Origin of the sequence: Finegoldia dalianensis (assembly GCF_046255015.1) — a bacterium.
Classification (GTDB): Bacteria; Bacillota; Clostridia; order Tissierellales; family Peptoniphilaceae; genus Finegoldia; species Finegoldia magna.
This window is the reverse complement of the sequence record NZ_JBDLBQ010000001.1, coordinates 423,416-437,687: the sequence shown is the minus strand read 5'-3', so window position 1 is coordinate 437,687 and position 14,272 is coordinate 423,416. Positions and strand designations below refer to the sequence as shown.

General features: G+C 29.6%; 10 protein-coding genes. All 10 read left to right on the top strand.

Annotated features, from left to right (window positions below; all coding sequences use genetic code 11):
* Positions 1-43: 43 nt before the first annotated feature.
* The 10 genes from ABDJ34_RS02240 (at position 44) to ABDJ34_RS02195 (ending at position 14,232) form a co-directional block, all read left to right on the top strand.
* Positions 44-1,663, top strand: a complete 1,620-nt coding sequence (locus tag ABDJ34_RS02240; protein WP_412701220.1) for an MBL fold metallo-hydrolase RNA specificity domain-containing protein — start codon at positions 44-46, stop codon at positions 1,661-1,663.
* Between the two features lie 38 nt (positions 1,664-1,701).
* Positions 1,702-3,606 (top strand): 1,4-alpha-glucan branching protein GlgB, encoded by a 1,905-nt coding sequence (glgB, locus tag ABDJ34_RS02235; RefSeq protein ID WP_412701219.1) that lies wholly within the window; start codon positions 1,702-1,704, stop codon positions 3,604-3,606.
* An 8-nt stretch (positions 3,607-3,614) separates the two neighbouring features.
* Entirely contained in the window at positions 3,615-4,754 is a 1,140-nt protein-coding gene (locus ABDJ34_RS02230; RefSeq protein WP_316449938.1) for a glucose-1-phosphate adenylyltransferase, read from the top strand.
* A gap of 9 nt (positions 4,755-4,763) precedes the next feature.
* Positions 4,764-5,876, top strand: a complete 1,113-nt coding sequence (gene glgD, locus ABDJ34_RS02225) for a glucose-1-phosphate adenylyltransferase subunit GlgD (RefSeq protein ID WP_353316333.1) — start codon at positions 4,764-4,766, stop codon at positions 5,874-5,876.
* A 10-nt stretch (positions 5,877-5,886) separates the two neighbouring features.
* Positions 5,887-7,311, top strand: a complete 1,425-nt coding sequence (glgA, locus tag ABDJ34_RS02220; protein ID WP_094207308.1) for a glycogen synthase GlgA — start codon at positions 5,887-5,889, stop codon at positions 7,309-7,311.
* Positions 7,308-9,401: a glycogen/starch/alpha-glucan phosphorylase gene (locus ABDJ34_RS02215; protein ID WP_412701218.1), complete on the top strand. Its 2,094-nt coding sequence runs from the start codon at positions 7,308-7,310 to the stop codon at positions 9,399-9,401. The genes glgA and ABDJ34_RS02215 overlap by 4 nt, the downstream gene beginning before the upstream one ends.
* Positions 9,402-9,410: 9 nt before the next feature.
* Positions 9,411-11,219 (top strand): type I pullulanase, encoded by a 1,809-nt coding sequence (pulA, locus tag ABDJ34_RS02210; protein ID WP_412701217.1) that lies wholly within the window; start codon positions 9,411-9,413, stop codon positions 11,217-11,219.
* Positions 11,219-11,836, top strand: coding sequence for a hypothetical protein (locus ABDJ34_RS02205; protein ID WP_412701216.1), 618 nt, complete (start codon positions 11,219-11,221; stop codon positions 11,834-11,836). Before pulA ends, ABDJ34_RS02205 begins: the two co-directional genes overlap by 1 nt.
* Before the next feature lie 9 nt (positions 11,837-11,845).
* Positions 11,846-13,543, top strand: a complete 1,698-nt coding sequence (locus ABDJ34_RS02200; protein ID WP_412701215.1) for a phospho-sugar mutase — start codon at positions 11,846-11,848, stop codon at positions 13,541-13,543.
* Between the two features lie 116 nt (positions 13,544-13,659).
* The gene (locus ABDJ34_RS02195) at positions 13,660-14,232 is read left to right on the top strand and encodes a xanthine phosphoribosyltransferase (RefSeq protein ID WP_353316327.1); all 573 of its coding nucleotides are present in this window, start codon (positions 13,660-13,662) and stop codon (positions 14,230-14,232) included.
* Positions 14,233-14,272 lie beyond the last annotated feature (40 nt).

Genomic DNA, 14,272 nt, shown 5'->3' with positions numbered 1-14,272 from the left:
ATGACATAACATTTTGGGTATATAGTAAATAAGAGGTGATTTAATGAAAATTACATTTTTAGGAGCTGCACAAGAGGTAACAGGATCTTGTTATCTTGTGGAAACTGAAAAACACAAATTTATGGTTGACTGCGGATTGTTCCAAGGAAGTAAAGAGTTAGAACAAAAAAACCATGATGAAATAGACTTTAGTGAAGCGGAGTTTATGATTTTGACGCATGCTCATATTGATCATACAGGAAGAATTCCATTTTTATATAAAAATGGCTTCAGAAAACCAATCTACTGCACAAAAGCTACAAAAGATTTGGCAGAAATAATGCTAATGGATAGTGCCAAGATTCAAGAGAGTGATGTTGAATGGGAAAATAGAAAAAGACAAAGATCGGGAAAAAAACTTTTAAGTCCACTTTATACGACGATAGATGCAATGAGTTGTATTTCATTATTTCAAGGGCGTTACTATAATGAGGTAGTTAAAATAAATGAGGACATAAGTGTTGTTTTCAGAGACGCTGGTCACATGCTTGGATCGTCAAGTCTTGAAATATTTATCACTGAAAATGGCAAAACTACAAAAATTATTTTCTCAGGAGATATAGGGACTTCAAATAATCCTATTTTAAACAATCCATATGTTTTATCTGGTTGCGACTATTTAGTTATGGAATCCACTTATGGTAATAGAATTCACGAACCTTACAAAGAAAGTGTACATTCTTTAATTGAGATAATTGAAAAAGTGTCATCAAGAGGTGGAACTGTAATTATTCCTAGTTTTGCAGTTGGAAGAACTCAAGAAATCATTTATGAATTAAACAGTTATTACGATTATCAAATAAAAAATCATTATGAGAAGAAAGTCCCAGTATACGTAGATAGTCCTATGGCTATCGAAGCGACAAAAGCATTTATGAAAAATACCGATTTGTTTAATCAAAAAGCAAAGGATTATATTTCAAGTGGAGATAATGTATTCGAATTCGAAAACTTACATTACGTTAAAAATGTAGACGAATCGAAAATGCTTAATAGCGTAAAATTCCCTAGAGTAATTATTTCTTCTAGCGGAATGGCTACAGCTGGACGTGTTCGTCACCATTTGAAACACAACTTGTGGGATGAAAAAAACGCAGTTGTTTTTGTTGGGTATCAAGCGCAAGGATCACTTGGAAGAATTTTATTAGATGGTATAGATGAAGTTAAACTTTTTGGCGAAACAATAAAAGTCAACGCTGAAATATATAATTTGGGCGGATTTTCAGGTCATGCCGATCAAAACAATCTTATGGATTTTGTAGACAATATGAAAGTAAAGCCTAAGAAAATCTTCATAACACATGGTGAAAATGAGGGAGCAGAAACTTTATCTAATTTGTTAAAAGAAAAGTATAATGTTGAGGCTGTTATCCCAAAAATTTATTCAACAGAAGAATTTGAAGCTGGAAATTACAATATAGAACAAGAAATATCTACAAACCGAGAAAATAATGATTTGTATGCCGAATTAGAAAAGATAAAGAAAAAAATCGATCGATTGTATGAAAATAAAGAATTATTCGACCATAACAATATGGATTCTGAAGAATACAATCAACTTAACAATCAAATTTTAGATTTGAAGAATAAAATCATGACAATAAACATGATAACTGGAGAATAAGTCTGTATAAAAGGCTAATTAAATAGCTGGGAGAAAATATGGAAAAATATTTTTATCAGGGAAATAATGAAACGGATGTATATTTGTTTCATGAAGGAAACAATAATAATTTGTACAAATTTTTAGGATCTCATATTTACTCAGATGGATTTGGAACCTACACCAGATTTTTGGTGTGGGCTCCTAATGCTAAGCACGTAAATTTAGTTGGAGATTTCAATGATTGGGACGATTATTCACTTCCGCTTCAAAAATTACACGATGAACAAATCTGGGAGATTTGTATTAGAGATGTTAAAATCTTTGATTCATATAAGTACAGAATAGTAACACAAGATTCAGGAGTTTTATATAAAGCGGATCCATTTGCATTTCATAGCGAATTAAAACCTAAAACAGCAAGCAAGGTTTATGACATTGATGGCTATAAATGGAGTGATAAAAAATGGCTCACAAAAAGAGAAGAAACTGATATATTTCACAGTCCTATGAGTATCTACGAAATAAATCTTTCTTCATGGAGAAAACATGATGAAAATTATCTCTCCTACGTTCAATTAGCAGATGAACTTGTATCTTATATCAAAGAAATGAATTACACACATGTTGAATTTATGCCCTTAATGGAACATCCATTTGATGGATCATGGGGATATCAACTTACGGGTTTATTTGCAGCGACTTCTAGATTTGGCTGTCCAAAAGATTTGATGTATTTGATTGACAAATTACACCAGAATGATATTGGAGTTATCATGGATTGGGTGCCGGCTCATTTTTGTAGAGATGATTTTGGACTTAGAAAATTTGACGGAAGTAATTTATTCGAAAAATCTGACCAATACTTAGCTGATAATGATCAATGGGGAACGTTGAACTTTGACTTTTCAAAAAAAGAAGTGGTGAATTTTCTTATATCTTCTGCATTATTTTGGCTCAAATACTATCATTTGGATGGAATAAGGGTTGATGCAGTTGCTTATATGATTTATTTGAACTTTGGTGGAAAAGATATCAAAAACGAAGATGGCGGCTATGAGAACAAGGAAGCTATCGAATTTATTAAAAAATTAAATCAAACAATCAAAAAAGAATTTCCAAGTGCTTTTGTCATTGCAGAAGAATCAACTTCATGGCCAAATGTTACGAAGTCTGTAGAAGAAAATGGACTTGGTTTTGATTTTAAGTGGAATATGGGTTGGATGAATGACATAATCAAATATATGAAGATGGATCCAATCTTCAGGAAAGACCATCATAATTTATTAACTTTTTCGATAATGTACACCTTTAATGAAAATTACATTCTACCATTTAGTCACGACGAAGTAGTTCATATGAAAAACTCAATGATTGGTAAAATGCCTGGAACTTACGATGAAAAATTCGATCAAATAAGACTTTTGTATTCGTTTATGTTTGCTCATCCAGGTAAGAAACTTTTATTTATGGGTAATGATATAGGACAATTTGATGAATGGAATGAATACAAAGACATCACATGGGAAGTTTTGGAATACGAAAAACATCAACAATTAAAACATTTCATGAAAGATTTGAATAAATTTTACAGAGATAATAACGAGTTTTATGATTTGGATACTAGCTATTCAGGTTTTCAATGGGAAGATGTGAACAACGCAAATGAATCTTTGATTATTTTCGAGAGAATAAATTCTAAAAACGAAAAAGTTATTTGTATTTTTAATTTCACACCTGTAAAAAGAGAGAAATATCCTGTAGGTGTCGATTATTATGCGCTTTATTCAGTTGTACTTAACTCTTCCATGAAAAAATATGGTGGTAATTTGCTAAGGAATAAACCTTATTATTCCAAAAATAACGGACACAACGACAGAAAATTTTCTATCAAAGTTGATATAGAACCATTTTCTGCGATGTTTATAAAATTAAATAAACTTAGAAATATCAATATAAAATAGGAGGGCGTATGAAGGCGCGAAATAGAGTTGTCGCTATGCTTTTAGCGGGAGGACAAGGTTCAAGACTAAAAGCATTGACAAAAAATGTTGCAAAACCAGCAGTTTCATTTGGTGGAAAATATCGAATAATTGATTTTGCTTTGAGTAATGCTGCAAATTCAGATATAAGAGATGTAGGAATATTAACACAATACAAACCATTCAAATTAAATTCACATTTAGGAAATGGATCTAGTTGGGACTTATCCAGAAATTCTGGCGGTTTAAGAATTTTATCTCCATTTGCCACAGAAAGTGGTGGTAATTGGTATGAAGGTACAGCCAATTCTATTTACGAAAATATGAATTACTTGGATGAATTAGATGCAGAATATGTTGTTATTTTATCTGGTGATCATATTTACAAAATGGATTACAATAAAATTTTAAAATATCATAAGGATAAGAATAGCGAACTTACAATAGCAGTAATGGAAGTAGATTGGAGCGAAGCTAGTAGATTCGGTATTATGAATACCGATGAAGATGGGAAAATTGTTGAATTTGAAGAAAAACCAAAAAATCCAAAAAGTAATTTGGCTTCTATGGGAATATATATTTTCAATTGGCATACTTTAAAAAATTATTTGATTGAAGACAATGAAGATAAGAATTCGAAACACGATTTTGGAATGAATATAATTCCTAAGATTATAAATGATGGACTAAATGTTTTTGCATGGAAATTTGATGGCTACTGGAAAGATGTGGGAACTGTAAGAAGTTATTGGCAGGCCAATTTGGATTTATTAAATCCTGATAATAGACTTGACTTGTACGATACTAATTGGAGAATTTACACAAAAAACAGAAATCTTCCTCCTCATTATGTTGATGAAGTTGCAGAGGTCAAAAAATCTTTAATTAATGAAAATTGTTTGATTTACGGAAATGTGAACAATTCCGTTTTGTTTTCTTCGATAACTGTAGAAAAGAATGCAGAAGTTCATGATTCTGTTATTTTAAGCGATACCGTTATCAAAAAAGGTGCAAAACTTTACAACTGTGTAGTCGCAGAGTCCATGACTATTGAAGAAAATCAAGTAATTGGTGAAAAAAACTCCGACAAAATCTTCTTGGTTAGCGAAGATGGAATTGAAGAGTGTTAGGAGGAATTTATGCAAAATTGTATTGGAATTATATACGGCGGAAAAAGTAGACAAGATTTTGGATATTTAACAGATTCCAGACCAGAATATATGCTTCCTTATGGAGCAAGATATAGAATTATAGATATTGCATTGAGTAACTTTGCAAACAATGAATTTTCAAATGTTGTTTTGTATGGTGGCAAAATTATGAGGTCAACTCTTGATCACTTGGGAAATGGTGAAAGTTATGAATTGAACAGAAGACGAAATGGACTTGTTATTTTTCCTCCAACATTTGAAAATGCAGGTAAGGAAATTGTAGCTTATAATGAAACTAAAGATTTTTATTTGAAATCAAAAGAAGATGAGTTGTACTTCTACGATCCAATGGTTATTTTTAGAGAAGATTTTTCGACTTCTCATGATAGATTTATAAAAGAAGATTTGGACATATTATTGTTCTGCAAAAAGATGGACAATGCAACGGGATTATTCATCGGTGAGACTAGATTAAACTTGGATGATGAAGGCAATTTAATCAGCATAGGAACGAATCAAGGAGTCGATGATGAATTTAATTTGATGACTAACATTGGTTACATGAAAAAAGAAGTCTTTTTGAATTTGATTCACGATGCAGCTAAAAATTCTAATTCTAATGAATTAATTGATGTTATTATTTCTAATTTGGATAAATTAAAAATCGGTGTGTACATGATTGACGGATATGTTGAGGTAATCAGAAATTTGACTCAATTTTACGATGCGAATTTGAAATTATTGAATGCCGATATTTACAATAATGTATTTTTCAAAAATGGATTGTTGTTAACAAAATCAAAAGACGAGCCGTCAGCATTGTATGGTGATTCTGCTTGTGTGAAAAATTCATTGATAGCAAACGGAGTCAAAATAGATGGTAAAGTAGAAAACTCAATTATTTTTAGAGGCGTAGAAATTCAAGAGGGTTCTGTTATCAAAAATTCCGTTATTTTCGAGAGAACTGTTATAGAAAAAAATGCAGTAGTTGTAAATACGATTACTGATAAAGGAGTTTTGATAAAAGAAAATGTAACTGCTGTTGGTAATCCAAATTATCCATACGAATTAAAAAAGAATGCAATACTAGAAGATAAATAGGGGAATGTAAATGAAGATATTATATTGTGCAGCAGAGGCTGATCCGTTTATAAAAACTGGTGGACTTGCAGATGTAGCAGGGACACTTCCACTTGAAATGAAAAAGCAAGGTCATGATGTAAAAGTGGTCATCCCTTTGTACAAATTGATAAATGAAGAATACAGAAAAAAATTTGAATTTGAAGGAAGCTTTTATGTAGATTTAGATTTTAAACATCATTATGTTGGTGTGTTCAAATACATTCATAGAGGCGTGGAATTTTATTTTTTAGATAATGAGGATTATTTTAACAGAGATAATGTGTATGGAGAAAATGACGATTGTGAAAGATTCGTATTTTTCTCTAAAGCCTGTGTTCAATTGTTAAGATATATCGATTTTGATTGTGACATTATCCATTCCAATGATTGGCACACAGCAATGGTAAATGTTTATGCTAGAGATTTTGCTAAAGGAGATCCGTTCTATGAGTCAATCAAAACTGTTTTTACAATTCACAACCTAAAATATCAAGGTGTATTCAGTTCAAATTCACTTAGACAAACAGATTTATCACCTATGTATTTTTCTGAAGATGCGTTGAAATTTTACGATGCAATTAACTTTATGAAAGGTGCGATAGTTTTTAGCGATAAAGTTACAACTGTTTCTAAAACTTATGCCGATGAGATTAAATACTCATTTTTTGGAGAGGGTTTGGATGGTGTTATCAGACAATATCACTACAAAATATCTGGAATTACAAATGGAATTGATACAACTATTTGGAACCCAGAAAAAGACAAATATTTATTTAAAAATTACTCACTGAAAAATATCAAAGATAAATCCGTGAACAAAAAAGCATTACAAAGAATGTACGGTTTGGAAGAAAAAGATGTGCCTATATTCGCCATGGTTACTAGATTAGTTGAAAACAAGGGATTAGAACTTGTAAGATACATTATGGATGAGTTTTTGACGACAGAAGATGTACAAGTGATAATTCTGGGAACAGGTGATTATTCGTATGAAGAAATGTTCAAATATTATGAGTGGAAATTCCCGGATAAATTAAAAGCAAATATTTATTATAATAATGAAGAATCACACAAGATTTATGCAGGAGCAGATTTCTTGATGATGCCATCAATATTTGAACCTTGCGGAATATCTCAATTAATTGCTATGAGGTATGGAACAATACCAGTAGTGCGTGAAACTGGAGGATTGAGGGATACTGTTCAATCATTTAACGAATTTAGCAAAGAAGGAAATGGATTCTCCTTTACAAATATCAACGCTCATGACTTCTTGTACACATTGAGACGAGCTATATCTTTTTATTACAATGATGATTTCAAAATAATTCAAGAAAATGCTATGAAGTCAAAAAATGATTGGGAAAAATCTGCAAAAGAATACATCCAACTTTATGAGGAGATCATTAAATGATTGATATTTCCGAAGATCGATTAAGAAAGCTATTGCAGATAAAATTATCGTATAACTCATTAGGCGATCTTCAAGATGCGGATGTCTATGAAATTAGAATAGCATTAAATGAAGTCATTAAAGAAATTATTTCTGAACAATACACAAATATAACTACTAACAAATCTTCTAGAACATATATAGTGTCGTTTGAACTAATGGTAGAAAATTTGTTTGAATATTATATTGAAAAACTCAATTTAAAAACTCCATTACAAAAAATATTACAAGAAAAATATGAAGATATTGTAAATATGGACAATGATCTGCACTTAGGACAAAGTTATATAGGAAGATTCTCAGTAGATTTGTTTGAGAAACTTTCAAAACAAGGAAAGTTTTGTAAAGTGTATTCTATTTTTTACAAAAATTCACAGTTTAAACAACAAATAGTCGATGAAAATCAAATTGAGACAGTATTTAATAATCCAAAAACAAGCGTAGTTTTTAAAAGATTTAGTGAATACGACATAGAATTAGATAATAATAAAATTAAATCACAAATATACGATATTCCTTATATAAATTGGAATACAAATTTTATCAGATTATTTGCACCAAAAGCTAATCCCAATCTTAATTACGAAAATTTTATTCGCGGAAAAATTGAGGAGATTTATTCTGAGGAGAACAAACTAGACTCAATTTGCCAATTTGTTTACACACCTCAGATTGACGAATTTGGAAAGTATATTAAATTCTTACAACAAAAATTTCTTGCAGATTCAATAGTGGAAGACATATTTAATGACGAAATCAAATTTTTCAAAAATCCAGATAATATCGAAGACCATATTCAAATTAATATCGTTGAAACAAATGTTGCTCTGGTAATAATCGCGTTCTTGCAAAAATTATTGGATTTTGGATATGATTTTGAAAAAGCTTTGGAAAAATCTAATAAAATTTTCAAGTATTATAATATTAATCTGCACAGAGAGTCATTTGAATTAATGGATTTGAGATTTTTGTATCAGTTTGATTATATTAAAAATATTATCCATTTGCTAAATGAAAATGCTCAGAAAAATGGGTACGCACAAATTATCAAAGACAATTTTCTAGATTGTTTTAATCTTATTGCTTTCGTAACACATTCTATAATGGTTGGGTCTGATTATCAAAAGAAATATCTATTGAATAGCAAATATGTGAATATCAACAAAAACGTTGAAGTTAAAATTGTGACAGAAACCTATGGGTTTAACGACGATTTATTCTATAAAAGTCTGGAATGTGATAATTTGTATTCTAGCAAACTAAAATATAAGAAAAAACTTGTAGAAAAGTACAGTTTAGAAAATATAAATGATAAGAGCATTTTTAATATGCAATTATCAGATTTTCACGAGGGTAAGAGACAAGCTCTAAATGTTTTTTATATTTTGTATTTGTACTTAAAACTAAAAGATAATGTGAATACGATAATTACTCCTACGACGTTTTTTATTGGTGGCATGAGTTCATTTGATTATTTATTTTGCAAAAAAACAATTAGTTTGTGTCTTGGTTTATCTAAGATAATTAATTCGGATAAGCTAATTCAAGAAAAAATAAAATTAGTGTTTGTCGAAAATATTATGCTAGATCAAATGCCAGATTTCGCCAAAGCTTGTGATGTTTTCAATTATATTCCATATAAAAACTTCGATATTTCAAACACATATCCTTACGCATTTATGAATAACGGTTCAATTATTTTGACAAGTAATTCCAATGTTTATGAAAATATGAGTCGATTAAAAGATATTGGAGTAATCAAGTTTGATGAAGAAAATTTCGCAAATACAGAATCCAGTTGTATGGATTTTATATTAAAAAATATCGAATTATTAGAAAACAAAAAATTCATAGATGAATTTTATGAGATTTATAATTTGATTCTTAAATACAACGATAGTTTTAATGTGATAAATTCTTTTGATAATTTTGTGGAAGTTAATGAAAAAATTCAAAAATGGTATTTGAATGAAAATTTGTGGAACGGTTTAATGATTAAAAATATAGAAATATCCAAAAAATTCGGAATTAACTATTTAAAGGATATTTAGGAGTTATAAATGTATGATTTAGGGTTTAATTATAACAAAGAATATACAGTTTTTAAGATTTATGCTCCCCAAATAACTAGTGTAAAATTATTGTTGTACGAAAATTACGATGATGTAAGATACAATTCTGTTGATATGAAAAAAAGTTATGGATATTTTGAAGTCAAGGTTGAGGGAGATTTGAATGGAGTATATTACAAATATCAGCTTGATGAAAAGTTTGAAATTGTAGATCCATTTTGTAAAGCTTCTTCAATCAACAGCTTAAAGTCATGTGTCGTAGATTTGAATTCCACAAATCCAGTAGGGTTCATAGATGAACAATACAAAATAGCAAATAGGAATGAAGCTATAATTTATGAATTGTCGATAAAAGATTATTCTTCAGATATTTCTAGCAAAGTTGATGAAAAGTATCGCGGAAAATTTTTGGGACTGGTAGAAGAAAATCATGTTTCAGGAATAAATCATTTAAAAAATTTGGGCATAACACATGTTCATTTAATGCCTGTATTTGATTTTGTGGGGGTTGATGAGAGAAATTCAGAAAAATTTTCTGAAGATAATTACAATTGGGGTTACAATCCTGAAAATTATAACTGTATTGAAGGTAGCTTTGCTACAGAAGCAAAAAATCCAAAGAATCGAATTTTTGAATTGAAAAAAATGATTCAAACTTTACATGCAAATAATATCGGTGTGATTATGGATGTGGTTTATAATCACACTTTTAGAAATAAAGATCATCCATTTAATTTGATTTATCCACAATTTTATAGACGCGATAATAATGGAGATTTTACAAATGGATCTGGTGTTGGTAATGAATTAAACACAGAAGATGAATTTGTAAGAGATTTTATTATTCATAGCTTATTATATTTTCAAAAAGAATTTCACGTTGATGGTTTCAGATTTGATTTGATGGCTCTGATAGATTCAGAAACAACTGATAAAATCGTAAGTGAACTTCGAAAAGAAGATGATAATGTAATTATTTACGGAGAGCCATGGATGGCAGATGAATCTCCACTACCAAAAAACAGAAGAACCACTTTTGGTAGTCAAAAAGGAAAAGATTATGCGTTATTCAATCCTTTTTTTAGAAATGCCATTAAAGGTGATAACGATGATATTTCTACAGGTTTTGTTCAAAAAAATGTAGATAAAATTAGTTTGGAAGTAGGAATTTGTGGATCGATTTACTATGATGAAGAAAGACGTGGGTTTTGCAAAAATTCTAATGAAACTATTAACTATTTTAATTCACACGATAATTTAATACTTCAAGATAAATTACTTAAAACAAATGCAGATATTGTAACATCTACAAAACTTTGTTTTGATTTGATAATGCTAAGTCAAGGGATACCATTTTTCCATTGTGGAAATGAGTTTTTGAGAAGCAAATTGATGTTTAAAAATACTTATAATCTACCACTTGATATTAATGCAGTGAATTGGAAGTTGAAATATGATAACAATGAAATATACCAATATGTAAAATCGTTAATTGAATTTAGAAAAAGACATTCAGAATTTAATCTATATGATGAAAATGAGATTAGAAACAAAATCAAATTTTATGATTTAAATGATTTTTGTATTTGTTTTAGTATTAAAAATGATAAAGGATTTTTGCTTGTTTTTATAAATTCAGGGGAACAATTCGAATTTGATTTGAGCAAGTATTTTAAACATTTTGTAAAATGCACGAAGATATTTGATGAAAAAATAATTGAAACAGAGGTAAGCGGAAATATAATTTTGATTGGAGAGAGAAAAAGCGGGGTATATTCAATAAGTATGGAGAAATAATGGATACTAGGTATGAACTTAAATATGTAGATAAAATTTTGAGTATAGAAGGATTCTTTGGTGGAGATCAACAATGGTTTGAAGATGTTTTGCATTCAAAATATCTTACTAAAAAAGGTTGTTCAGTAATTGCTGTCACAAATTTTCTTATCTACATTGCAAATACAAAAAAAGAATATGCTAAGTTAGTTCCAGAAAATTTTATCGGCAGTCCGATAAATAAGACTGATTATATAAAATTTGCTGACAAGTTATCTACATTTGTTAAACCTAAACTATATGGCGTTCCATTTTTATTTCCAATGAACAGTGCTATTCGAAAGTACGCCAAGAAAAACGGAGTGATCCTTGTTGTACAAAACTACAATTTTACTTGGAATATCAGAAATATAGTGACATATATTATTGGCGCAATCGCAAATGGATATCCAGTTTTGATGTTGACGTTAAATCATAAAAATCCTGATGTTAAATTTCATTGGGTTACGATAACTGCGATTTATTATGATGATAGTTGGAAAATTGAATGCTCAAACTGGGGAACAAAGAGAGTGTATGATTTAGAAAAATGGTTTAAAGAAAAATCTTTGTACAAAGGTTTAATTTATTATCAATAGGAGGATTTTATGGATTATTTAAAAAAATATAATGAATGGTTAAATGATGAGTGTTATGATCAACAAACCAGAGACGAATTGATGTCAATAAAAGATGATGATGAAGAAATAAAAGATAGATTTTATAAATCTTTAGAATTCGGTACTGCAGGTTTGAGAGGAAAAATCGGGGCAGGTACTAATAGAATGAATAAGTACAATATAATGAAAACAACACAAGCACTTGCTGATACAATCAAAAATTACGGAGATGAAGCTTTGAAAAGAGGAGTTAGCATTAGTTATGATGTTAGAAAATTCTCCAAAGAATTTGCAGAAATATCAGCAAACGTATTAGCCTCTAATGGAATAAAAGTTTATTTGTCTGACGATATTAGACCAACACCGATGTTGTCTTATTCTATAAGAAAATTCAATTGCATTTCAGGAATTATGATTACAGCATCTCATAATCCAAAAGAATACAATGGATACAAGGCTTATTGGGAAGAAGGTAGCCAAATTCTTGAAGATAAAGCTAATGAAATTTTGAATAATTTGGATAAAATCGAAAGTTTTACTGAAGTGAAGATAGGAGATTTTGAAAAATTAATAGCCGATGGGAAGATAGAATATTTTGGAGAAAATTTAGATAAAGATTATTTTGATGATGTTCTAAGCCTTACAATTAATGACGATAATATTGATAAGAATGTTAAAATCGTGTACACTCCTTTAAACGGAACCGGAAATAGATTTGTAAGACATATCCTAGATGTTAGAGGATTCAAAACTGTTTATGTTGTAAAAGAACAAGAAAATCCAGATAGTAACTTCACGACTGTTCCTTATCCAAATCCTGAAAACCCAGAAGCATTTGAATATGCTATTAATTTGGGAAAAGAAGTTGGAGCTGATTTGTTATTGGCTACAGACCCAGACGCAGACAGAACCGCTGTCGAAGTTTTAAGTAATGGAGAATATGTCTTCTTAGATGGTAATAAAATTGGAGCATTATTGACTAATTATATTTTAAGTCAAAGATACGAAAAAGACGATTTGCCAGAAAATCCAGCAGTTGTTAAATCAATTGTAACAGGAGATTTGTCTGCTAAAATTGCAAAAAAATACGGCGTTGAAATGATTGAAACATTAACCGGATTCAAAAATGTTTGTGGAAAAGCTAATGAATACGAAAAAACTGGAGAAAAATCTTGGGTATTCGGATATGAAGAAAGTATTGGTTATTCCTATGGAACATTTGTAAGAGATAAGGATGCTGTAAGCTCTTCAATGATGATTTCAGAAATGTTAGCTTTTTATAAGAAACAAGAAAAGACATTGATTGATGTTTTAAATGATTTGTATGAAGAATTTGGATATCATGAAAATTCACTTTCTTCTGTTGTGTTAGAAGGATTAGATGGTCAAGAAAAAATCGCAAGAATTATGGAAGAATTCAGACATAATCCAATTAATGAAATAGGTTCTACAAAATTAGTTGAAACAAAAGACTACGATGTAAATTACAAAGATTATGGAACTCCAAGATCAAATGTTTTGAAATATTACTACGACGATGGATCATGGTATGCTTTAAGACCTTCTGGAACTGAACCGAAAATCAAACTATATATTTATTCTGTTGCAGATTCAAAAGAAAAAGCTGAACAAAAAGTTTTGGATATTGAAAAAATAGCAAAAGAAAAAATGATGAATGTTAAATAATTTAAAATATCACTTGCCCTTTCATTCTTGGGTAAGTGATATTTTTTAATTGGTAAATATTGAGATTTTTTGATATTGTATGTATAATATACTATATTAAATTCTAGGAGAGAAAAATGAGAGAACTTGAAGAAAGAATAATGAAAGATGGTCAAGTATTACCAGGAAATATACTTAAAGTAGACAGGTTCATTAATCACATGATTGATCCTGTTCTTTTTGAAGATTTGGCAAATGAATTTTATGAAAAATATAAGGATAAAAAAATAAACAAAATACTTACGATTGAAGTTAGTGGAATTGCAATTGCGTATGCATGTGGGATTAGATTTAATTGTCCTGTTGTTTTTGCAAAGAAAACAAGTTCAAAAACTTTGGGAGATAATTGTTACAGAACAGAAGTGTTTAGTTTTACTAAAAATAGAAGCTACGAAGTAATGGTTTCAAAAGAGTACTTAGATGAAAATGATCATGTTTTATTAATTGATGATTTCCTTGCAAATGGTAAAGCATTGGAAGGTTTGATTGATATTTGTTCACAAGCGAATGCAACTGTTGAAGGAATTGGAATCTTGATAGAAAAAGTTTTTCAAAAAGGTGGAGACAATTTAAGACAACAAGGTTACACTATAGAATCATTGGCGAGAATTAAAGGATTCACTGACGATTCTGTTATATTTGAGGATTAATTTTGACAAATTGTAACTTTATTATTCATTTTTTAAGTCC